General features: G+C 46.1%; 23 protein-coding genes and 1 rRNA gene. 11 read left to right on the top strand and 13 right to left on the bottom strand.

From position 1 onward, the window contains the following. Window positions 1-3 precede the first annotated feature (3 nt). From B853_RS15075 to B853_RS15060, 4 genes are all read right to left on the bottom strand, one after another. Window positions 4-990 (bottom strand): serine/threonine protein kinase, encoded by a 987-nt coding sequence (locus tag B853_RS15075; protein WP_038882836.1) that lies wholly within the window; start codon window positions 988-990, stop codon window positions 4-6. 48 nt (window positions 991-1,038) lie between these two features. Then, window positions 1,039-2,460, bottom strand: coding sequence for a cytochrome c oxidase accessory protein CcoG (ccoG, locus tag B853_RS15070; protein WP_010444692.1), 1,422 nt, complete (start codon window positions 2,458-2,460; stop codon window positions 1,039-1,041). 309 nt (window positions 2,461-2,769) lie between these two features. Further along, window positions 2,770-3,036, bottom strand: coding sequence for a YihD family protein (locus B853_RS15065; RefSeq protein WP_005429763.1), 267 nt, complete (start codon window positions 3,034-3,036; stop codon window positions 2,770-2,772). A 122-nt stretch (window positions 3,037-3,158) separates the two neighbouring features. Then, on the bottom strand, window positions 3,159-3,326 hold the full coding sequence (locus B853_RS15060) for a hypothetical protein (protein WP_010444690.1): 168 nt from the start codon (window positions 3,324-3,326) through the stop codon (window positions 3,159-3,161). A gap of 295 nt (window positions 3,327-3,621) precedes the next feature. On the opposite strand from B853_RS15060, the gene B853_RS15055 reads away from it, so the two are divergent. Both B853_RS15055 and trhA read left to right on the top strand, forming a co-directional pair. Then, window positions 3,622-4,428: a sporulation protein gene (locus tag B853_RS15055; protein ID WP_010444688.1), complete on the top strand. Its 807-nt coding sequence runs from the start codon at window positions 3,622-3,624 to the stop codon at window positions 4,426-4,428. 71 nt (window positions 4,429-4,499) lie between these two features. After that, complete coding sequence (gene trhA / locus B853_RS15050; protein ID WP_010444687.1) at window positions 4,500-5,153, top strand: PAQR family membrane homeostasis protein TrhA; 654 nt, start codon at window positions 4,500-4,502, stop codon at window positions 5,151-5,153. A 38-nt stretch (window positions 5,154-5,191) separates the two neighbouring features. On the opposite strand, the gene B853_RS15045 is transcribed toward trhA, so the two are convergent. The 6 genes from B853_RS15045 to def form a co-directional block, all read right to left on the bottom strand. After that, window positions 5,192-5,830, bottom strand: coding sequence for a DUF3157 family protein (locus tag B853_RS15045; protein ID WP_038882823.1), 639 nt, complete (start codon window positions 5,828-5,830; stop codon window positions 5,192-5,194). A gap of 25 nt (window positions 5,831-5,855) precedes the next feature. Beyond that, on the bottom strand, window positions 5,856-7,301 hold the full coding sequence (locus B853_RS15040; RefSeq protein WP_010444685.1) for a TrkH family potassium uptake protein: 1,446 nt from the start codon (window positions 7,299-7,301) through the stop codon (window positions 5,856-5,858). Between the two features lie 9 nt (window positions 7,302-7,310). Beyond that, on the bottom strand, window positions 7,311-8,687 hold the full coding sequence (gene trkA / locus B853_RS15035) for a Trk system potassium transporter TrkA (RefSeq protein WP_010444684.1): 1,377 nt from the start codon (window positions 8,685-8,687) through the stop codon (window positions 7,311-7,313). Between the two features lie 64 nt (window positions 8,688-8,751). Then, window positions 8,752-10,035 (bottom strand): 16S rRNA (cytosine(967)-C(5))-methyltransferase RsmB, encoded by a 1,284-nt coding sequence (rsmB, locus tag B853_RS15030; RefSeq protein WP_010444683.1) that lies wholly within the window; start codon window positions 10,033-10,035, stop codon window positions 8,752-8,754. A gap of 81 nt (window positions 10,036-10,116) precedes the next feature. Beyond that, entirely contained in the window at window positions 10,117-11,064 is a 948-nt protein-coding gene (gene fmt, locus B853_RS15025) for a methionyl-tRNA formyltransferase (RefSeq protein ID WP_038882824.1), read from the bottom strand. Window positions 11,065-11,097: 33 nt separating this feature from the next. Further along, window positions 11,098-11,616 (bottom strand): peptide deformylase, encoded by a 519-nt coding sequence (def, locus tag B853_RS15020; RefSeq protein WP_038882825.1) that lies wholly within the window; start codon window positions 11,614-11,616, stop codon window positions 11,098-11,100. A 138-nt stretch (window positions 11,617-11,754) separates the two neighbouring features. Here def and B853_RS15015 point away from each other — a divergent pair, with 138 nt between their 5' ends. From B853_RS15015 to B853_RS15000, 4 genes are read left to right on the top strand one after another with little or no spacing between them, the layout of a single operon-like run. Further along, complete coding sequence (locus B853_RS15015) at window positions 11,755-12,849, top strand: LysM peptidoglycan-binding domain-containing protein (RefSeq protein WP_038882826.1); 1,095 nt, start codon at window positions 11,755-11,757, stop codon at window positions 12,847-12,849. Continuing rightward, window positions 12,833-13,942: a DNA-processing protein DprA gene (dprA, locus tag B853_RS15010; RefSeq protein ID WP_038882827.1), complete on the top strand. Its 1,110-nt coding sequence runs from the start codon at window positions 12,833-12,835 to the stop codon at window positions 13,940-13,942. Before B853_RS15015 ends, dprA begins: the two co-directional genes overlap by 17 nt. Before the next feature lie 2 nt (window positions 13,943-13,944). Beyond that, a complete protein-coding gene (locus B853_RS15005) occupies window positions 13,945-14,424 on the top strand; it encodes a DUF494 family protein (RefSeq protein ID WP_005429833.1) in 480 nt (159 codons plus the stop codon). Between the two features lie 22 nt (window positions 14,425-14,446). Next, complete coding sequence (locus B853_RS15000) at window positions 14,447-15,016, top strand: DNA topoisomerase family protein (RefSeq protein ID WP_038882828.1); 570 nt, start codon at window positions 14,447-14,449, stop codon at window positions 15,014-15,016. Window positions 15,017-15,080: 64 nt separating this feature from the next. On the opposite strand, the gene B853_RS14995 is transcribed toward B853_RS15000, so the two are convergent. After that, on the bottom strand, window positions 15,081-16,214 hold the full coding sequence (locus B853_RS14995; RefSeq protein ID WP_038882829.1) for a 5-(carboxyamino)imidazole ribonucleotide synthase: 1,134 nt from the start codon (window positions 16,212-16,214) through the stop codon (window positions 15,081-15,083). 4 nt (window positions 16,215-16,218) lie between these two features. Beyond that, window positions 16,219-16,704: a 5-(carboxyamino)imidazole ribonucleotide mutase gene (purE, locus tag B853_RS14990; RefSeq protein WP_005429815.1), complete on the bottom strand. Its 486-nt coding sequence runs from the start codon at window positions 16,702-16,704 to the stop codon at window positions 16,219-16,221. A gap of 199 nt (window positions 16,705-16,903) precedes the next feature. On the opposite strand from purE, the gene tsaC reads away from it, so the two are divergent. The 4 genes from tsaC (at window position 16,904) to B853_RS14970 (ending at window position 19,600) form a co-directional block, all read left to right on the top strand. Beyond that, window positions 16,904-17,461, top strand: coding sequence for an L-threonylcarbamoyladenylate synthase type 1 TsaC (gene tsaC / locus B853_RS14985; protein WP_038882830.1), 558 nt, complete (start codon window positions 16,904-16,906; stop codon window positions 17,459-17,461). Window positions 17,462-17,495: 34 nt separating this feature from the next. Then, window positions 17,496-18,413, top strand: coding sequence for an oxygen-dependent coproporphyrinogen oxidase (gene hemF, locus B853_RS14980; RefSeq protein ID WP_038882831.1), 918 nt, complete (start codon window positions 17,496-17,498; stop codon window positions 18,411-18,413). Between the two features lie 86 nt (window positions 18,414-18,499). Then, window positions 18,500-19,333, top strand: a complete 834-nt coding sequence (gene aroE / locus B853_RS14975) for a shikimate dehydrogenase (protein WP_038882832.1) — start codon at window positions 18,500-18,502, stop codon at window positions 19,331-19,333. Window positions 19,334-19,336: 3 nt separating this feature from the next. Beyond that, complete coding sequence (locus B853_RS14970; RefSeq protein ID WP_038882833.1) at window positions 19,337-19,600, top strand: DUF1488 family protein; 264 nt, start codon at window positions 19,337-19,339, stop codon at window positions 19,598-19,600. Window positions 19,601-19,614: 14 nt separating this feature from the next. Here the strand turns inward: B853_RS14970 and B853_RS14965 are convergent, their stop codons facing one another. Beyond that, entirely contained in the window at window positions 19,615-20,166 is a 552-nt protein-coding gene (locus B853_RS14965) for a gamma carbonic anhydrase family protein (RefSeq protein ID WP_038882834.1), read from the bottom strand. Window positions 20,167-20,673: 507 nt separating this feature from the next. On the opposite strand from B853_RS14965, the gene B853_RS14955 reads away from it, so the two are divergent. Beyond that, window positions 20,674-20,783, top strand: a 16S ribosomal RNA gene (locus B853_RS14955); the annotation flags it as partial.

Below are 20,783 nucleotides of genomic sequence, written 5' to 3'. Positions count from 1 at the left end.
GACTTACCATTGAGGCATTAAAGACAGTGGTGCTTCTTCTAAGTTGGCAATCTGCTCTTTAAATGCAAGGACCTGACCTTCCCAGTATTTTGGCTCATTGAACCATGGAAAAGCGAGCGGAAATGCCGGGTCATGCCAACGTTTTGCTAGCCATGCCATATAGTGCACCATTCGTAGACCGCGAAGTGGTTCGATTAGTTTCAATTCTGCCGAGTTAAAATCGCAAAACTCTTGGTAACCTTCTAAAACAATATCCAACTGCATTAGCTTGTCTTGGCGCTCGCCATTGAGCAGCATCCATAAATCTTGTACTGCAGGGCCATTACGTGAGTCATCCAAATCGACAAACATTGGGCCATCGCGCCATAAGATATTGCCCGGATGGCAGTCGCCATGCAGACGAATAGTGTTGAAGCCTTCTTGCCAGTGACTTTCAATGGACTTGATCAGCATATCCAAATCATTAAAGAAGCTGTTCTCCAAATGCATCGGAATCATGTTGGCGTTTTGTAGTATCTCTCTTGGTTGATAGAGATACTCTTGCAAGCCAATGGTTGGGCGATGTTGAAATGCTTGGCGGCTACCCACTTTGTGGATACGTCCTAGAAAACGACCGACACCTTCGAGTTGATCTAAGTTGTCGACTTCATATTGACGGCCGCCGACACTCTCAAATAAAGCAAAGCCATAGCCTTGATAGTGATGCAGCGTTTCACCGTTGATGAGTACAGGTGGTGCAACTGGGATTTCGTTATCAATCAACTCGAGCGTAAAGTCGTGCTCTTCTTGAATTTGCTTGTCGCTCCAACGCTCTGGGCGATAGAACTTTACCACGTAGCGCTGGCGTTCTTCGTCAGTGAACTGGTAAACGCGGTTTTCATAGCTGTTTAGAGCAAGAAAGCCCGATTCTGCTCGAATACCGATGCTCTCTAACGCGTACCACATAAAGTCGGGTGTGAGGGCATCAAAGTTAAAAGTACCTTGGGACATATAAATAAAAAGGCTCATTGCTGAGCCTTTTTCCATTGGTCATCGAAGTTATAGCTTCTTGATAAATCGGCTTTCTACTTCAATGGTGAATTCGTTGCTCTTATCGGTGAGTATAAACTGAATTGTTGTGATCGCAGAGTCTAGCTTGTCAGGATCTGCGCCAAGACTCATTGGTAAGTTCAATACCTCACCAGGTTCAACTTGGATGGTTTGTTTACCATACCAACTAACGTCACTTAACCCTTCTACATCCAAGTTGTATTCTTTAACTTGTTGGGTCTTGTTGATGACTTTGAGAGTATAGGTGTTTTCCACTTCACCTGAGCTATTCACTCGGAACAGTTGGTTGCGGTCACGAATGACGCTCAACCCAGCTGGGTCAACAGCCGCTATCTGGGCGAAGAACAAACCAATCATCATCAACAATACTGCCCCATAACCAAGCAGTTTAGGTCGCATCACTTTGGTGTGTTTACCTGATAGACGATGCTCCGTGGTGTAGTTGATCAAACCTTTTTCATAACCCATGCGATCCATCGTTTGGTTGCATGCGTCAATACAAGCGCCACAGTTGATGCATTCGTACTGTAATCCATCACGAATATCGATTCCTGTTGGGCATACTTGAACACACAAATCACAGTCGATACAGTCACCTAAACCTAATTGCTTTGGGTCGGCCTTACGTGAACGTGGACCACGTTTCTCACCGCGTTTAGTGTCGTAGCCAACGATGAAAGTATCCTTATCAAACATAGCGGATTGAAAGCGTGCGTACGGACACATGTGAAGGCAGACAATAGAACGCATCCAACCAGCATTTGCATAGGTACAAACCGCAAAGAAAAGAACCCAAAAAACCGGCCAGAAGCTGGCGTTAAAGGTGAAAAAGTCTACCACTAGGTGTTTGACTGGAACGAAATAGCCAACAAAAGTAAAGCCAGTGGCAAGCGCAATAGCAAACCAAGCTATGTGCTTGATGGTTTTTCGCATCGCCAGATTCGCAGTGATCTTATTCGAATCTTGTTTGCGGCGCTTATTCGCACTTCCTTCAAGTTTTTCTTCAAACCAAATATACATGAAGGTCCAAACTGTCTGGGGGCATAAGTAACCACACCAAACTCGACCTAAGAAGGTAGTAATAAAGAATAATCCAAACGCGGCAATCATAAACAGCAGCGCAAGTAGGGTCAGGTCTTGTGGATAAAGAGTCGTTCCAAAAAAGTTAAACTGTTGGTGGCCAATATCTAAGAGTATTGCTTGGCGCTCTCCGTACGGAATCCACGGAACCAGTGCAAACAACAGCAACAAAAACCAACCACCATAACGGCGCAACTTTTGGAAGGTGCCTTTGCTTTCTCGTACGTAAATTCGATTATTGGGGTTGAAACGATCCCCTTTTCCTTTATGGGTCTTTGGGTTAAAGGTTTTTGGAGTCACATCTTTGATATCGATCTTGTCCTGACTCATGTATACATCCTTCTTTAGGCTTTTATAATGTACGGCGACACTTCTATCGATGTCGCTCGATGACATTGCTGCTTTGTTCATGTCATATGTTATGACGGAACATAATTATTTTAGTAAATACTGATGAACGGCGATTATACAATCAATAACAATTCCGTTTCTTTAACGTAGTCAACGTTTAACAACAAAAGTCAGTACAGTTAACCTAATAAATGACTGAACAGTTATAACTAGCTTTTGAACTGTTTGGTTTAGTTATAAAAAAACGACTCAAAGGAGTCGCTTAGGAATACTAGGGTGCTGATTCGTTTACTTGATGATGCCACGTGCGCGTAGGATTGCGGTTTTAAAATCATCTTCTTGGTCTTTCTTTAGACCTGGGATCATTTCGTCTTTGCCGCTGTTACGCATTTTAAGGTGGTAGATCAGTACATCGTCGGTTAGATCTTCCAGTTTACCTTCATAGCCTGCTTCATTTGCTAGCTTCATGATGAACTGTAGCAAGTTCATTTCTTGGTCTTTGTGCCACTCAGGCTCTAATAGCTCAAGCAACTCTTCAATACGATGACACTTCATTTCTTTCTCCACAGAATTTATAGGTGTTATTTGCTTCTAAAGGTATCAAATTGCATGTCGAACACCAAATAGGAAAAGGCTGGAAAGAAAGAAAAAAGCGCGGTGAGTGCCGCGCTTTTTAATTAAGCTGCTTTAATAACTTTGTTTGGAACACTCGGCATAATCGCTGTTTTCTCAACCAGAGTCATTGCTGGCGCAACTTGTTTTGCCTTAAGCGCAGTAGTGAAACCACTGCGACGGCGCATTGCACTACGATTAGTGTGTGCGAACCTGACTGTTGTTGGGCGCATTTAATTACCTAACTGCCAGGCATATCCATTGCCAATGTAATGGCCTGATGCATTATGAGTTGAGCTTCAACTGCTTGAAGGGTGGCTCTTTTGGCTCTCGCCAATCCAAATAATGAACCAGGAATAATGATATGCATGCATATCATGTATAGGTTAGCACTCCTGCTATAATTGGTCGATACTTGAGCAATTGAAATTGTTCAATTTTGCTATTTTCTTTCGAAGAACTGGGGTGAAAAGTTTGTTTTACAATCATGATCAACAGTAGTATGAGATCTCGACAAAGGAGGTGCGTATGTCATTTTTGAAAAAGACATTGGCGAGTTTTGGAATCGGCAGCGCCAAGGTAGATTCAGTTCTTAATCAGGATGTCCTTTATCCCGGTCAAAGTGTTGATGTATCAATTCATGTCTATGGTGGATCCAGTGATCAGGCGATTGATAACATTGATTTGAAGTTATGCTGTCGATACATCGCAGAAGTCCCTGATGATCGTGGTGCTCGTGAAGGCCATAGCTTACGCCGTCTTCCGCAAACCCATGTGCTAGCGAGTTGGAGTTTACCTTATGCTTTTACCCTACACCCAAGTGAAGAGCGTACTTTTGAAGTAAAACTTGATGTACCTTGGAATACACCAGTCACTATTGGTGATGCCAAAGTCTGGCTAGAGACTGGTTTAGATGTTGCGATGGCTCTCGACCCAACCGACAAAGATATTCTCACAGTTAGGCCCGATCCACTGATGGATGCCATTTTGTCTGCCTTTGAATCGCAAGGTCTGCGCATCCGCCAAGTCGAGTGTGAAGAAGTGAAAGGTTTTGATCTGCCATTTGTACAAGAGTTTGAGATGGTACCAACAGATGGGCCATATCATGGTGTATGGCGCGAGTTAGAATTTGTTGCTCATCGTGACGAGAACACTCTTAAGCTTTGGTTTGAAGTTGACCGAACTCGAAGTGGGGCGAGTGGTATGCTAGCGAGTCTATTAGGTAGTGGTAAACTCAAACGCGAGCTTTGTATCCCAGTGAATACTAAATTGGAAGAAGTCGGTCCGCTGGTTCTTAATTATCTTGAACAAACCACCGCTGCTCACGAACTCTAATTTAAGCTTACACGTGTACGCTTAATGTGCCATACTAGAGCGAATATTCAAACTCTAGTATAGGCACGTTCATGTCTTCACCTCAGAAAGCACAATACAGTCAGGGCGAAGAACTGGCCAACTCCATCACCCATGGTATCGGAATGATTTTCGGTATTGTAGGCTTGGTTTTACTACTGGTTAAAGCGATTGATCATCAAGCGGACACGCTGACCATTACCAGTATGGCAATCTACGGCTCTAGTATGATTGTGCTGTTTCTGGCTTCCACGCTTTATCACGCCATTCCATACCCGAAAGCCAAACGTTGGCTGAAAACCTTCGATCACTGTGCCATCTACCTTTTGATTGCAGGCAGTTACACGCCATTTTTATTGGTGAGTCTGCGTACTCCATTAGCGATTGGGCTGATGATTGTGATTTGGACCATTGCGCTGATTGGCATCATCATGAAAGTCGCGTTTGTCTATCGATTCAAAAAATTATCTTTGATGACGTATCTGGTGATGGGGTGGTTATCGTTGATCGTGATTTATCAGTTGGCGATAAATCTCGATATTGGTGGTCTGACACTATTAGCAGCGGGTGGATTGGTGTATTCAATCGGGGTGATTTTCTACGTTGCTAAGCGGATCCCTTTTAATCACGCAATTTGGCACGGCTTTGTGTTGGCGGGTTGTGTGTGTCACTTCTTCGCGATTTATTACTTTGTCGAGCCTATCTAGCTGATAGAGATAAACCCGACAAAGCATGTCGTATCGTATTAGCGAGTTTTCACTTCTAATACTTCTGCTGAGAACTGGTATTGTTGCGACTGTGGCACTGCCAGTTTGATCGCTTTACCTTGCTCGGCTTGTTGTGGGCGAAGGTAAGTATCAGCGATACGCTTAATGGATTGCCAAACGGTCACGTTCTCTTTCACTAACTGCTTACCAGACGTATCAAATACCTGAACTTCTACTTCTACCTGAATGACTGATTGTGAACTTTGGTTGGTGATAGACGTTGGAAAGATAAGTTCACCGTCTTCGTAGCTTGCAGAACCAATCAAGACATCAACACCCGAATCAGACAGCTGCATGGTTGGCTTCCTCGCGTTTACCACTACTGTAGTTCCGACTTTCTTGTTTACGACGGGAATTGTCGCAATCTCAGGTGCTTTAGTGGTTTGCGTGGTAACCGGTTCTAAGGCAGTTGTCGATGCAGCAACCGCCGACGCTTCTACCGCTTCGACTTTTTCTAGTGTGGTTTCTGTGGTGTTCGGCATTGCCTTTTTCACAACGTATTCCCACGTAAAGTCGTCGTTCAGTTTTACTTCGCGTCCATCCGCCAGTTTCACGACCTCTGCCGCGTAAACCGATGAAGTGGCGAGTAGGGTCGCCAGAGTGATCCATGTTTTCATTGTTATACCTTTTGTTTGAGTCTGTTTAACGGCGCCAAAACGCAGGGAAGAACAGGACAAGAATAGTCAGAATTTCCAGACGGCCCATTAACATACCAAAGCTTAATAACCACTTTGCAGTATCTGGCAGCGGTGCAAAGTTACCTGTTGGGCCAATCACACTACCCATGCCAGGACCTACGTTTGCGACTGCGGTAATCGAACCAGAAATACTAGTTAGCGGATCAAGGCCGAGTGCGCTTAAGCAGCCTGCAATAAATATGATGGTGATAAAGAACATCAAGCCAAACGCTACGACAGAGCGAACGATATCGTCGTTCACAGGGCGTTGGTTGTAGCGTTGAACGAACACACCAGATGGGTGAATCAGCTTCATGATCTGCTTGTTAAGCAGCGTCATTGCGATCTGAAAACGGAAGATCTTAATTCCGCCTGCGGTTGAGCCTGAACACGCACCAGCCATCATCAAGAAGGCAAACAGCGTGGTAGGTAGAGCACCCCATGCAGTGAAGTCCTCTAAACCAAAGCCCGTAGTGGTGACGACTGAGACGATGTTAAACATCGACACGCGTAGTGCATCCAAAATGGTGTAGCCATCGCGGATAACTAACCAAGCAGACACAACCAAACTCGAGAACAAAAATAGATAGGCAAAGCCGCGAACCTGCGCATCTTTCACCAATACATCGATACTACGTTTGCGTAATGCGACGACGAAAAGTAGAAATGGCAACCCACCAAGGAACATAAAGGTAGTGGCCACCCAATGAGCACCGTTAGAGAAGTGGTTCATTGAACCATCAGAAGTCGAGTAACCACCCGTCGACAGCGTCGTAAAGGCGTGATTGATCGCTTCAAATAGATTCATGCCTGTCAGCAAGTAGCCAATAATACACAAGCCAGTTAGCATCAAATACACCAATACGATGTTCTTCGCGACGGTTTTCGCTCTCGGGCTGCTTTTATCAGACCAATCAGAAGATTCGGTTTGGAACAGCTTCATACCACCAACGTTAAGCATTGGTAGGATGGCTACTGCCATTACGATAAAGCCAATACCACCAAGCCACTGCAAGATGGAGCGCCATAGCAATATACTTGGTGCCATGTCGTCCAAGCCACTTAACACGGTAGAGCCTGTAGTGGTGATGCCAGACATGGTCTCGAAGTAGGCGTCGGTAAAGCTGATGTGGTTAATGAACACAAACGGCAATGCAGCAAACGCACTGGCGATGGTCCATACCAAACTGGTGATAAGGAACATATCACGAACACTGAGCTTGAACTTAGCAGTTCGACCGATCGTCAAACAGATGAATGCGGCTAGGTGGGTGATCACTACGGCTTGAGCGAAATCGAGGAATCCGCCTGTACCTGTGAAAAACGCGACCAAAGTCGGCACGTACATAAAAAGGGCTAGTTTGGATAAAACCAGCCCGATAACAAACAGTACGGGACGTAAGTTGACCATAGGAAAATCCTAGAGGAAGAATGGACTCGGCTGGAACAGCGCTTCGACGTCTGGTACATACTTTTTGTCGACCAGGAACATCACGACGTGGTCATCTTGTTCGATGACGGTACGATCGTGTGCGATAAGGACTTCTTCGCCACGAACGATAGCACCAATGGTGGTTCCTGGTGGGAGTTTGATATCGCCAATCGCACGGCCAACCACTTTAGACGTGGTTTCATCACCGTGTGCAACGGCCTCGATGGCTTCTGCAGCGCCACGACGCAGAGAAGATACGTTAACAATATCAGCACGACGAACGTGCGTCAGTAGAGCTGAAATAGTTGCTTGCTGAGGTGAGATCGCTACATCAATCACGCCGCCTTGTACAAGGTCGACATAAGCGCCGCGTTGGATCAATACCATCACTTTCTTCGCGCCCATGCGTTTTGCCAACATCGCTGACATGATGTTGGTTTCATCTTCGTTGGTTAACGCAATGAATACATCTACTTGGTCGATATTTTCTTCGGTAAGCAGTTCTTGATCAGCCGCGTCACCACAGAAAACGATGGTGTTTTCTAGTTGCTCAGACAGCTTCTCTGCACGCTGATAGTTACGCTCGATCAGCTTCACGCTGTAAGTTTGCTCAAGGCGTTTGGCTAAGCTAGCACCGATGTTACCACCACCGACAATCATGATGCGGCGGTAAGGTTTCTCAAGGCGCTGAAGTTCACTCATTACCGAGCGAATGTGGTTACTTGCAGCAACGAAGAACACCTCATCATCAGCTTCAATGATGGTAGTGCCTTGCGGACGAATCGGACGACCTTGACGGAAGATAGCAGCAACACGAGTATCGATGTGTGGCATGTGCTCACGCAGGGCAGACAGCGCGTTACCCACCAGAGGGCCACCATAGTAGGCTTTTACCGCTACTAGGCTGACTTTCTGCTCGGCAAAGCTCACCACTTGTAGTGCGCCTGGATATTGGATGAGGCGTTCGATGTAGCTGGTTACCAGCTCTTCTGGTGCGATAAGGTGATCAACAGGAATGGCACCGGATTTAAATAGGGCTTCTTTTTCTGCCAGATATTCTGGAGAACGAATACGTGCAACACGGTTTGGCGTATTGTACAGAGTGAAGGCTACCTGACAGGCCGCCATATTGGTCTCGTCGGTGTTGGTTACCGCAACTAGCATATCTGCATCTTGTGCACCCGCTTCATGAAGTACGTCTGGGTGGCTGGCGTGACCGTTAACCACTCGTAAGTCGTATTTGTCTTGCAACTCACGCAGTCGGTCGCCATTTTTATCGACGATGGTGATGTCGTTATTCTCACCAACTAGGTTTTCCGCCAATGTGCCGCCAACCTGACCTGCACCAAGAATAATGATTTTCATACTCTTTACTCGTTATCTGAAAAAGGCGATTGAATTCACTTCAATCGCCCTATTTAGCATGCTGTTACGCGTGTTTTTTTGTTAGCACTGCGTAGTAGAAACCATCCATATCTTCTTCACCTGGCAGAATCTGACGACCAGGTTGCTTTGGATCGGAGTCCATCAATTGCGCATCAGCAGTACGTGCTAAGAATGCTTTTACCTGTTCCACGTTTTCTTGTGGTGTGATTGAACAAGTTGCGTAAACCATGGTGCCGCCAGGTTTCAGTTGCGTCCACATTGCGTCGAAAATTTCGCTCTGTAGCTCAGCAAGTGCGGCAATATCATCAGCACGACGTAGCCATTTGATGTCTGGGTGGCGACGAATTACCCCCGTCGCAGAACACGGTGCATCTAACAAGATGCGATCAAATTGTTCGCCCTGCCACCATTCTTGAGGATTACGCGCATCGCCGCAAACCACTTTTGCCTGAAGGTTGAGACGCTTCAGGTTTTCGTGCACACGTTTAAGACGCGTGTCATCGCAGTCGATGGCAACCACTTCGCTGCCAGACGTACGCTCAAGAATGTGCGCTGTCTTACCGCCCGGTGCTGCACAGCAGTCTAGGATTAGCTCGCCATCTTTTGGTTCAAGGTAGTTAATCGACAGCTGTGCCGCCGCATCTTGCACCGATACCCAACCTTTTTCAAAGCCCGGTAGTTTCATTACATCGCATGGCGCCGCCAATTTTAGGGCGTCCATTGCTTGTGAGTGTGGCGTGCTATCAATGTTTTCATTTTTGAGTAGCGCAAGGTAGTCATCACGAGTGTGGTGCTGGTGGTTTACACGCAGCCACATTGGCGCTTTTTGGTTGTTGGCTTCAACAATGCTTTCCCACTGCTCTGGGTAAGCTTCTTGCAGCAGTTTAAGTAACCAGCTTGGGTGGCCGTACTTGCCCGCATTGTTGCTGACCGCCATTTGGTCTAGCTCTTCTTGGTTGCGCTGATAGTTACGTAATACGGCGTTAATAAGACCACGCAAGCGGGGGCCTTTCAGCTCTTTAGTACCTTCAACCGTTTCACCCACTGCAGCGTGCGCAGGAATACGCATGAAGCTCAATTGGTAAATACCAACCAAAATCAGGTGATGGAAAACACGTTGTTTGCCTTTTAACGGCTTATCCATCAACTGGTTTGCAATCATTTCTAGGCGAGGGAGGTAACGTAGAGCACCGTAACAGATCTCTTGTAGAAGAGCGTGGTCACGTGGTCGTACGTTTTGTTGAGCCGCTGGAAGAGCGCTTGAAAGTGAGTGGCCCTTGTCGACGACAAGATACAAGACGTTGGCAGCCGCAGCGCGAACATTCATGATGAGTACCTTAAAGTAAAGGAGGGCATCTCTGCCCTCTAAAAGTTCGTATTATTGGTGTGTGACACTATTGCCTGGTTTTTAAACCAGTTGAGTGCCAACTTCAAACCAAGATGCACGTGAGTTCAGAATATCTTGAACTGACATGGCTTTTTTACCCGGAACTTGCAGTTGTTCCAGCACCAATACGCCGTTGCCTGTCACAACATAGATACCGGTCTTATCTGCTTGCACGATGGTGCCCGCAGGTTTGTCGCTGGTTTGCTCTGCAACACGGCTTTGCCATACCTTGATGCTGTTTTCAGCAGCTTCAAAGTGGCTCATTGGCCATGGGTTGAATGCGCGAACGCAGCGTTCAATGTGTGCCGCGTCATCATTCCAATCGATGCGCGCCTCTTCTTTGCTTAGCTTCTTCGCGTAGTTTGCTAGCTCGTCATCTTGCTTCACTGGCTCAGCTTTGCCAGCGGCGATATCCGCTAGACAGTCGATCAGGGCATCTGGGCCTAAGCCTGCCAGTTTCTCGTACATCGACGCACTGGTGTCACTTGCTTCAATCGGCAATGTCGCGATTTTTAGCATGTCACCGGTGTCCAGACCGATATCCATCTGCATGATAGTCACGCCAGTTTCGGCATCACCAGCCCAAATTGAACGTTGGATAGGGGCTGCGCCGCGCCAGCGAGGAAGAATCGAACCGTGTACGTTGATACAACCTAGTTTAGGTGTGTCTAGTACAACTTGTGGAAGTAATAAGCCGTACGCAACAACTACCATGATGTCGGCGTTCAGATCGGCAAGTTCTTGCTTTGCTTCGTCTGATTTGAAGTTTTCTGGTTGGTATACCGGAATGTCGTGCTCAAGCGCGATGGTTTTTACTGGGCTTGCAGTAAGCTTCTTACCACGACCCGCTGGGCGGTCTGGTTGAGTGTAAACCGCAATTACTTCGTGCTCCGAAGACAACAACGCCGCCAAGTGACGGGCGGCGAAATCCGGAGTACCTGCAAAGACAATACGTAAAGACTGACTCAAGGTAGGCTTCCTTCTAATTAAATTGTATCGAGATTAAGCGCTTTGCTGTTTCTCGTTAAAGCGTTTGATTTTTGCTAGCTTGTCTTGAATACGCTTACGCTTCAGTGGCGATAGGTAATCCACGAACAGTTTGCCCATTAGGTGGTCCAGTTCGTGTTGAACACAGATTGCTAGCAGATCGTCGGCTTCAAAGGAGTATTCTTTGCCATCGCGATCTAGCGCTTTAACCGTAACTTCAGCAGCGCGAGGAACAAGTGCACGTGCACCTGGTACCGATAGACAGCCTTCTTCGATGCCATCTTCGCCACGCTTTTCTAGAATCTCAGGGTTGATAAGCACCATAGGCTCATCACGAGTTTCAGAGATATCAATCACTACGATACGTTTGTGGATATCAACTTGTGTTGCAGCCAAGCCAATACCTTCTTCGTCGTACATGGTTTCAATCATGTCATCGACGATTTTTTGAATCTCAGGTGTCACCTCTTCTACAGGTTTTGCAACGGTACGCAGGCGATCATCTGGGAATGTTAATACTTGTAATACAGACATATTCACTCGAAATATTGAACTGTGCCGTAACAGCACAAACCTTGTTGGCTCAATTCTAGACATTTTATGACCTAAATGACAGCATCCTGATACCAATTTCCATTCTGGTAACTGCCTAACAGACCAAGGACGAGGGTCATGAATCGAATTTTCCGCGACGTTTTTCGCATTACGTTGCCGTTACTTTTCTCTTTCAGCGCCGTAGCAAATACGGATTCCCAACCACTTACTGTCAAAGATGACGCACCGCAAACCTATGTAGTGGTGAAAGGAGATACATTGTGGGATATTTCTGCTATGTACCTCGACAGCCCTTGGTTATGGCCGCGTTTGTGGCAGGTAAATCCAGAAATTGATAACCCGCACCTTATCTATCCGGGGGACAAGTTATCGTTAGTGTGGATTAATGGTCAGCCTGTCTTGAGCCTGAAACCAGTCAAAAAACTTAGCCCTAAAGCACGTATTACTGAGAAAAAAGCGGTTCCAACGATCGCAGAAGGTTTGGTATTACCTTACTTGAACTCAGACCGATTAGTTCTGGATAAAGATCTGGAAAGTGCGGCTAAAGTAATGGGTAGTAGTAAAGGTAGTAAGTATTTAGTTGGTGAAGATGTTCTTTATATAAGCGGAAAGCAGGCCGAGCAATATTGGGCTATTTATCGGCCTGTAAAGACATATGATAGAGAGGATACCTCTCAGTCGATAACCGCTTTAAAAGTGGTAGCTCGGGGAAATTTAGTCTCTTCTCAGACAGACTTCTCTGGAATAAAAATAACGACTCAACTACAAGAAATTGAACGTAACGACATTGCTTTACCTCTCGAGCAGGAAGAGAAATCAGACCTTTCAGTGGTTTTTTACCCACAGCCAGCTCCAGCAGACGTATCTGCCAAAATTTTAGGCAATATTGAGGGGATGAGATTTAGCTCCACTAATCAAGTTGTCGTCTTAGATTTAGGCTCGAAAGACAACTTACGACAGGGCAGTATGTTAAATCTGATGGAAGATGCTCATGCTCTCTATCAAAATAGTGATGGCTATACAAAAGAGGGGAGTTTGTTTGATTCAGAGGTGGTATTACCTAAGAGTAAAGTGGGTGAGTTACTTGTGATTCGCCCTTATGAATATTTCAGCCTTGCTTTGATTACTAATAGCACCAAGCCAATCAACAAAGAGGTATCCGTGGTTTCTCCTCTGGCTGAGGAATCAACCACTAATGAAACCACACAATGATACTGATCTCGCTGCCTGGTTAAAGCTTAGCTGCTTACCGGGCATTGGTGGGGTCAAGATGAATAAGCTGCTCAGTAAAGATACGCCGAGCAATATTGTCCAATACTCGACAGAGCAGCTTCAGCTTTTAGGCTTAACGGCAAAACAGTTGCAAGCCTGGTCGCAGGTCGATAAAGAAGTCGATGCTTGTCTGGCTTGGGTTGCTGCATCTTCTCATCATCATATTCTTACTTTGGCGGATGCTTTGTATCCGCCACTCCTTAAACAAACGGTCGCACCGCCTCCTTTACTCTTTGTAAAAGGAGAGGCGAGTTGTTTGTCTCAACCTCAAATAGCCATGGTTGGCAGCCGTAATGCCAGTGTGGATGGGCTACAACATGCAAGAACTTTTGCATCTGATTTGGTGCAACACGATCTGATCGTCACCAGTGGCTTAGCATTGGGTATTGATGGTCATGCTCATGATGGTGCGCTGTTGGCTGGAGGTAAAACCATCGCAGTGCTCGGCTCGGGATTAGAACAAGTATACCCAGTAAGACACCGAGGTTTGGCGCAGCGAGTGACCGAAAATGGAGCGCTTGTTTCAGAGTTTCGTCCAGATGCTAAACCTCGCGCAGAAAACTTTCCACGGCGCAATCGAATCATCAGTGGCTTGTCGCTGGGTGTGTTAGTGGTAGAAGCGGCTGAAAAAAGTGGCTCCTTGATTACGGCGCGTTATGCTTTAGAACAAGGTCGAGAAGTTTTCGCTCTGCCAGCTTCGATTAATGCACCCAACGCCAGTGGCGGTAATCAATTGATTCAGAACGGGGCTTGTCTCGTACAAAATACTCAAGAGGTGCTGAATGAAATACAGTCTTTGCTCGACTGGTCTATTAATCAGAGCTTAGATTTATTTTCTGCGCCAATTGATGAAGAAGAATTGCCATTTCCTCAGCTGTTAGCTAACGTAGGAAATGAGGCTACACCAGTTGATATTCTTGCAAGCAGGACCAATATACCTGTCCAAGAAGTCATGATGCAGCTCTTAGAGCTTGAGCTTTCAGGGCATGTTGTTGCAGTATCCGGTGGCTATATTCGAAAGGGGAGGGGCTAGCTATGATGATGGATATACTTATGTATCTATTCGAAACCTACATCCATAGCGATGCAGAGTTACAGGTCGAACAAGACGAGTTGGAAGATGAATTGCTTCGTGCAGGCTTCCAGCAAAAAGACATCTACAAAGCCCTTGTCTGGTTAGAAGAGCTGGCGGCATTGCAACAAAGCGATGAACATTCAGCCATTTCAACCTGCATTGCATCGGCATCGACACGTATCTATACCGCATCTGAGATGCAGCGACTAGACCTCGAATGTCGTGGTTTTTTGTTGTTCCTAGAGCAAATCAATGTTCTGACCACAGAAACGCGTGAGATGGTCATCGACCGTGTGATGGGGCTTGAAACCAATGAGTTTGAGCTTGAGGACCTTAAATGGATCATCCTTATGGTGCTGTTTAATGTTCCAGGCAACGAAAACGCCTACACGCTGATGGAAGAGCTGCTGTACACCAAGGAACAAGGTATTCTTCATTAATATCTTCGTTTGAGCGGTGAGTATGAGTAGTAAAATCGATCACAACCTTTTCTCGGCACACGAGCATGCGCTTGAGCGCGAACCTTGCCCTAAATGCGGTGGGGAAGTTTCGCTTAAGCACGGTAAGCACGGTCCTTTTTTAGGTTGTAGCCAATACCCAAGTTGCGATTACATTAAGCCGCTACACAGCAATGACGGTCACATCGTGAAAGAGCTGGGTGTGCCTTGCCCTGAGTGTGGCAATGAATTGGTACTCCGCCAAGGGCGCTACGGTATGTTTGTTGGTTGTAGCCATTACCCAGCATGCCATCATATTGAGTCGATTAACCAACCTGAGCCACAGCAGCAAGCGAAAGAGCAACATGCTTGCCCCGAATGTGGCAAAGGGCATTTGGTTGAGCGTAAAACCCGATTTGGTAAAACATTCTACGCGTGTGATAACTATCCGAAGTGCAAGTTTGCGGTGAACTCGCCGCCTGTAAGAGGCCGCTGTGAGGAATGTGGATTTACCTTGTTGGTAGAAAAGAAACTTGCCGGCGGGGTTAAACTGCAATGCGCGAGCCGTAAGTGCCAGCATACACAGTCACAATAAATCTCAGTCAACATTAAAAAGGGTCGCATCATGCGACCCTTTTGCTATTTATTCCGATGCTTTTCTAGGCTTGCCACTGCTTGGCAAATTGGTGCACAGCAGGGAAAGCCTGTTCATCCAAAACATCTGCTAATGCACAAAGTTTGCGATTAAGTTCGCCAGTGTAGTCACCACATACGTTGATGTGGCCCATCTTGCGACCCGCACGTTTTTCTTTGCCGTACCAATGAATGTGGCAACCATCCATTGCTAGCAATGCTTCTGGTAGTGTGTCTTCACCAAGAATATTAATCATCGAGGTTTCACGAACCAGTTTCGTGCTACCCAAAGGCATGCCACACACGGCGCGTAGGTGGTTCTCAAACTGACAAGTTTCTGCACCCTGTTGAGTCCAGTGGCCAGAATTGTGTACGCGTGGTGCGATTTCATTAACCAGCAAAGTGCCGTCAACGTCGAAGAACTCCAGCGCTAGCACGCCAACGTAATTCAAGTTGTGTGCAACGGCCGTGAACATCTGTTTCGCTTGATTTTGCAACTCTGGCGCATCAATCGCAGTAGAAAGGCTCAATACACCATTGGTATGGATGTTTTCTGCAAGTGGGTACACTTCAACGCTGCCATCTTTAGCGCGAGCACCAACCAGTGAAACTTCGCGGTTAAAAGGGACAAATTCCTCAGCAACAATCGCTTGAGTTGGTGTTGCTGCGATACACTCTGCCATCTCTGCCCAAATGTCTTCGACTTGAGAAGTTTCTTTTAAGCGCCACTGGCCTTTACCATCGTAACCACCCAAGGCGCTTTTCAGAACCATTGGCATACCAACGTACTCAATGGCGCGGTCAAAGTCTTCACGAGTTTCGATGACGTAGTATTTCGCGTTACGCACGTCAGCATCATCAAGCAATGCTTTTTCAATACGGCGATCACCACCTGCTTTGATGGCTTGCGTACTTGGTAGGAACTTGCCGCTCACCTCGCAAACATCGAGCACATCATGTGGGATATGCTCGAACTCAGCGGTAATAACGTCGACTTGTTCAATCGCATTCTCTAAGCCGTTGCCGATCACGTGCTGAGTCAGTGGATGCACGATATTACCGCTGCCCACGTCGTAAGCTGAGATTTGAATATTCAGTGGCGCACCAGCCAGAGACATCATACGAGCCAACTGACCCGCACCAAGAACCAGTACATGCATCTGATTAATCCTCAGCAGGGTTTGGGTTCGCCAATACGGTTTCCGTTTGTTCGTTACGGAACGCTTCGACTTTTGCCATGATCGTTTCATCATGTGTACCAAGGATTTGAGCTGCTAGGATGCCAGCGTTTGCTGCGCCTGCTTCGCCAATCGCCAATGTACCAACCGCAATACCTTTTGGCATCTGTACGATAGAAAGCAGTGAGTCCATGCCTTTCAGCGCACGAGACTGAACAGGGACGCCAAGTACCGGAACGCTAGTAAACGCCGCCGCCATACCTGGTAGGTGAGCAGCACCGCCCGCACCTGCGATGATGACTTTAATGCCGCGTTCTTTAGCACTGCTTGCGTAATCAGCCAGTAATTGAGGAGTACGGTGAGCTGACACCACCTTTGTTTCGTAAGACACGCCAAATTGATCCAGCATGTCTGCTGCTAGTTTCATGGTTGGCCAATCTGATTTAGAACCCATGATGATACCGACTTTCATCTCAAACTCCTTCAAGCTGCAAAATTAGGTGAGCTGATAAATTTGTGCGCATTATACGGGGATTTTTACCCCAAGCAAACGTTTGCGTGTGTTTGTAAATGCTATTGATACATTTTATAAACAAATTGCTTTAGTCTCTGAGAATGAATATTTGTACACTTAGTACAAACACAACAGAAAAGATTATCAGGAAGTATCGGTGGAGAACTTTGAACAGGTGCTAAAAGCACTACAAACAGGTGAAGTGATTGCCTACCCAACAGAGGGGGTGTTTGGTGTTGGATGTGACCCAGATAACCCGGAAGCGATTCAAAAACTGCTAGAGCTAAAACAGCGTCCAGTAGAGAAAGGTTTAATCCTTATTGCTGCGAGCTATGAGCAGCTTCTGCCTTATATTGACGAATCTCAGCTGACTCAAGAGCAATTAGATAAAGTCCATGCAACTTGGCCAGGGCCATACACGTGGATCATGCCTGCAAGTGACAAAGTTTCTCACTGGGTATCGGGACAATTTGATTCAATCGCAGTGCGTGTGACGGATCATCCTTTAGTACAAAAGATGTGTAATGCGTTCGGAAAGCCGCTAACCTCTACCAGCGCGAATCTTACTGGTCTGTCTCCTTGTATGACGACGGAAGAAGTTGAAGAACAGTTAGGCGATAGACTTGTGGCGATCTTACGTGGTGAAACCAGCGGTCGTGACAAGCCTAGTGAAATTCGTGATGCTAAAACCTCGCAAATATTAAGACAGGGCTAACCCTGCTAGTCAGCAATTAATAGGTACTACACGTATGTCAGCAATCGATAAGCACGCCGTAAAGCAGTTCTTGATGTCCCTTCAAGATTCCATTTGTCAGCAGTTAGAACAAGAAGATGGAAAGGCCGTCTTTGTCGAAGATGCATGGCAACGTGAAAAAGGAGAGCGTCTTGGTGGCGGTGGCCGTACTCGCGTATTGCGTGATGGTCATATCTTCGAGCAAGGAGGGGTGAACTTCTCCCATGTAGAAGGTAATGAAATGCCAGCATCAGCGACGGCACATCGTCCAGAGTTAGCGGGTCGCCGTTTTGAAGCAATGGGTGTTTCCTTGGTTATTCACCCTAAAAACCCTTATGTACCGACTTCGCATGCCAATGTTCGCTTCTTTATTGCAGAGAAAGATGGCGAAGACCCAATCTGGTGGTTTGGTGGTGGTTTTGACCTTACGCCTTTCTACCCATTTGAAGAAGATTGCCAATCATGGCACGACACAGCAAAACAGCTTTGTGCGCCATTTGGTGACGACGTTTACCCAGAGCACAAAGCGTGGTGTGACAAATACTTCTTCCTTCCACACCGAAATGAAACTCGTGGTGTTGGTGGCCTGTTCTTTGATGACTTAAACCAGTGGGAATTCGACAAGTGTTTTGACTACATCAAAGCGGTTGGTGAGGGATACTGCCAAGCGTACTTACCGATTGTTTCTCGTCGTAAAGACATCGAGTTCGGTGAGCGCGAGCGTGAGTTCCAACTGTACCGACGTGGTCGTTACGTAGAGTTCAACCTAGTGTACGATCGCGGCACGCTATTTGGTCTGCAAAGTGGCGGTCGTACAGAGTCAATTCTTATGTCGATGCCACCACTTGCACGTTGGGAATACAGCTACGAACCACAGGCGGGTTCTCCAGAAGCTGAACTTTACGAGCGATACCTAACGCCGCGAGAGTGGTAAGCGCTGAATCTCCTTTTCTATATAGATAGATAGTGATAGGGTCATCGGTAATCAGATGGCCCTGTTTTCTATATAAAGGTAAGGAAATGACTCAGCAAATTGATCGTTATGCCGTGTTTGGTAATCCTATTGGACACAGCAAGTCGCCATTCATTCACACCTTGTTTGCTCGTCAAACCAATCAGTCGCTGGTGTACACCGCAGAAACCGCCCCTGTTGATGGCTTTGTTGAAGCTGCGAAAGCTTTTTTCGCTGACGGTGGTAAAGGGTGTAACGTGACATTACCTTTTAAAGAAGATGCTTATCGATTTGCTAACCGTCTTACTGAGCGAGCGGAGTTAGCTGGTGCAGTGAATACGCTGAAGAAGTTGGATGACGGAGAAATCATTGGTGACAATACTGATGGCGCGGGCTTGGTACAAGACCTACTGCAACATCAAGTTGTATTGGAAGGTGCGCGAATTCTGATCATTGGCGCTGGTGGTGCTGCGCGTGGTGTAATTAAACCACTCCTAGAACAGAAGCCTGCTTCTTTGACTATTACTAACCGTACTTTTAGTAAAGCACAACAGCTTGCAGACCTATTCGAGTCACACGGCTCTATCGTAGCGAAAGATATGACGACAATAGAAGAAGCGTACGATGTGATTATTAACTCAACTTCTGCTTCATTAAGCGGCGAGTTGCCCGCGATCTCTTCTGCTATCTTTTCCACTAACAGCACTAGCTACGACATGATGTATGGCAAGGGGTTAACAAGCTTTAACCTGTGGGCGAAAGAACACGGTGCGGCTCATGCTTATGATGGTCTTGGAATGTTGGTCGGACAGGCGGCTGAAAGCTATATGTTATGGCGTGGCTTGCGTCCCGGCGCAAAACAAATTCTCAGAGAATTAAGAAAGAACCTTGAAGGTCTATAAGCGATGAACCAATCTATTCTATTCCCAGACATGCAGTCGTGGGATGAAGCATCTCAATCGGTAAACTTTGCTGCTCAACAGTCTGGCGCATTGATTGAGTGCTACGTAACCAAACAGAAATTAGAAAAGTTGAGTGGCTCAGCGATAGGTGATGAGCAAGCAGCCATTGAGGCTTTCGTCGATTTTCGCTTTGATCTAGAAGAAATCGCAGAAGAGTTAATAGAAGATGAAGCCTTCAACGAAGAAGGCCATATCATTATCGACTAGCTGTTTAGTTTTAACTAACCTTGGATGTTTTCGACTTCAGTTAAGTAGTCATTTTTGTTTTGTACATAGTTGTTGGCAGACTTTTGTAAGAAAGTTCGCTCTTTCTCTGATAAAGGGCGAGCTTGTTTCACTGGGCTTCCCACATATAGATAGCCGCTTTCCAGTCTCTTCCCTGGCGGAACTAAACTGCCAGCTCCTATCATTACATCTGACTCGATAATCACATTATCTAAAACTATCGCCCCCATACCGACCAGTACACGATTGTGAATCTCACAGCCGTGCAACATCACTTTGTGACCAATAGTAACGTCATTACCAATAATTAGTGGATAGCCGCTTGGGTTCTCGGCATTCTTATGAGTTACATGAAGAACACTGCCATCTTGGATATTAGTGCGTTCACCAATATGGATATGGTTTACATCACCACGAGCCGCCACAAGTGGCCAAATACTAGAATCGTTGCCAATCCGGATATCACCAACTAAAACAGAGGTTGAGTCTACGTATACACGCTCCCCCAGTTGAGGGCGTATTCCTTTATAACTTCTAATTGAACTCATCTTTACTCCTTATAAAGCGCTAACTACGGTGATATCTAATGAGAAGAGTAGCAAAAACTCGCCTTTTAGAACAAAAAACATTCAAACAATAAAAAAAACAAAAAAAACGTCAAAAAGGGCTTGCCAATGTGATCGCAATCTCTATAATGCCACCTCGCTGACACGGCAACGCTTCGAAAGAAACGAGGTTGAGTTAGCAAGCCAATTAGCCAAGCGGAAACGCTTGAAAAAAGTTTGAAAAAAGTGATTGACACTAAACTTTAACTCGCTAAAATGGCCGTCCGATTTGAGCAAAGCTCAATAGGAAAGCTCTTTAACAATATAGACCTATCAATCTGTGTGGGCACTCGTTGATGATAATCCAATTAGATATTTCTTTCTTAACGGAAAGTGGTATCAAATTAGGTTTCAATGATACGAAGTGACCATTGAATCGAAAGATTCAGCACAGTCAATTCAAACATTACTTATGTAATGTTCAGTATTCATTGAGCCGAACAAAATCTTAAATTGAAGAGTTTGATCATGGCTCAGATTGAACGCTGGCGGCAGGCCTAACACATGCAAGTCGAGCGGAAACGAGTTATCTGAACCTTCGGGGAACGATARCGGCGTCG

The organism is Vibrio rotiferianus CAIM 577 = LMG 21460 (assembly GCF_002741985.1).
In the GTDB taxonomy this organism is placed as follows: Bacteria; Pseudomonadota; Gammaproteobacteria; order Enterobacterales; family Vibrionaceae; genus Vibrio; species Vibrio rotiferianus.
Note: the sequence above shows the minus strand (reverse complement) of the source record. Positions and strands in the feature narration are given on the sequence as shown.

What these genes read in the sequence shown, in the direction of transcription:
- B853_RS15055 (WP_010444688.1), top strand. Translation starts at nt 3,622, where the DNA reads ATGTCATTTTTGAAAAAGACATTGGCGAGTTTTGGAATCGGCAGCGCC.
- trkA (WP_010444684.1), bottom strand. Translation starts at nt 8,687, where the DNA reads ATGAAAATCATTATTCTTGGTGCAGGTCAGGTTGGCGGCACATTGGCG.
- B853_RS15015 (WP_038882826.1), top strand. Translation starts at nt 11,755, where the DNA reads ATGAATCGAATTTTCCGCGACGTTTTTCGCATTACGTTGCCGTTACTT.
- B853_RS15060 (WP_010444690.1), bottom strand. Translation starts at nt 3,326, where the DNA reads ATGCGCCCAACAACAGTCAGGTTCGCACACACTAATCGTAGTGCAATG.
- B853_RS15065 (WP_005429763.1), bottom strand. Translation starts at nt 3,036, where the DNA reads ATGAAGTGTCATCGTATTGAAGAGTTGCTTGAGCTATTAGAGCCTGAG.
- B853_RS15005 (WP_005429833.1), top strand. Translation starts at nt 13,945, where the DNA reads ATGATGATGGATATACTTATGTATCTATTCGAAACCTACATCCATAGC.
- ccoG (WP_010444692.1), bottom strand. Translation starts at nt 2,460, where the DNA reads ATGAGTCAGGACAAGATCGATATCAAAGATGTGACTCCAAAAACCTTT.
- B853_RS15045 (WP_038882823.1), bottom strand. Translation starts at nt 5,830, where the DNA reads ATGAAAACATGGATCACTCTGGCGACCCTACTCGCCACTTCATCGGTT.
- B853_RS14970 (WP_038882833.1), top strand. Translation starts at nt 19,337, where the DNA reads ATGAACCAATCTATTCTATTCCCAGACATGCAGTCGTGGGATGAAGCA.
- purE (WP_005429815.1), bottom strand. Translation starts at nt 16,704, where the DNA reads ATGAAAGTCGGTATCATCATGGGTTCTAAATCAGATTGGCCAACCATG.
- aroE (WP_038882832.1), top strand. Translation starts at nt 18,500, where the DNA reads ATGACTCAGCAAATTGATCGTTATGCCGTGTTTGGTAATCCTATTGGA.
- B853_RS14965 (WP_038882834.1), bottom strand. Translation starts at nt 20,166, where the DNA reads ATGAGTTCAATTAGAAGTTATAAAGGAATACGCCCTCAACTGGGGGAG.
- B853_RS14995 (WP_038882829.1), bottom strand. Translation starts at nt 16,214, where the DNA reads ATGCATGTACTGGTTCTTGGTGCGGGTCAGTTGGCTCGTATGATGTCT.
- def (WP_038882825.1), bottom strand. Translation starts at nt 11,616, where the DNA reads ATGTCTGTATTACAAGTATTAACATTCCCAGATGATCGCCTGCGTACC.
- B853_RS15000 (WP_038882828.1), top strand. Translation starts at nt 14,447, where the DNA reads ATGAGTAGTAAAATCGATCACAACCTTTTCTCGGCACACGAGCATGCG.
- rsmB (WP_010444683.1), bottom strand. Translation starts at nt 10,035, where the DNA reads ATGAATGTTCGCGCTGCGGCTGCCAACGTCTTGTATCTTGTCGTCGAC.
- B853_RS15040 (WP_010444685.1), bottom strand. Translation starts at nt 7,301, where the DNA reads ATGGTCAACTTACGTCCCGTACTGTTTGTTATCGGGCTGGTTTTATCC.
- trhA (WP_010444687.1), top strand. Translation starts at nt 4,500, where the DNA reads ATGTCTTCACCTCAGAAAGCACAATACAGTCAGGGCGAAGAACTGGCC.
- dprA (WP_038882827.1), top strand. Translation starts at nt 12,833, where the DNA reads ATGAAACCACACAATGATACTGATCTCGCTGCCTGGTTAAAGCTTAGC.
- hemF (WP_038882831.1), top strand. Translation starts at nt 17,496, where the DNA reads ATGTCAGCAATCGATAAGCACGCCGTAAAGCAGTTCTTGATGTCCCTT.
- B853_RS15075 (WP_038882836.1), bottom strand. Translation starts at nt 990, where the DNA reads ATGTCCCAAGGTACTTTTAACTTTGATGCCCTCACACCCGACTTTATG.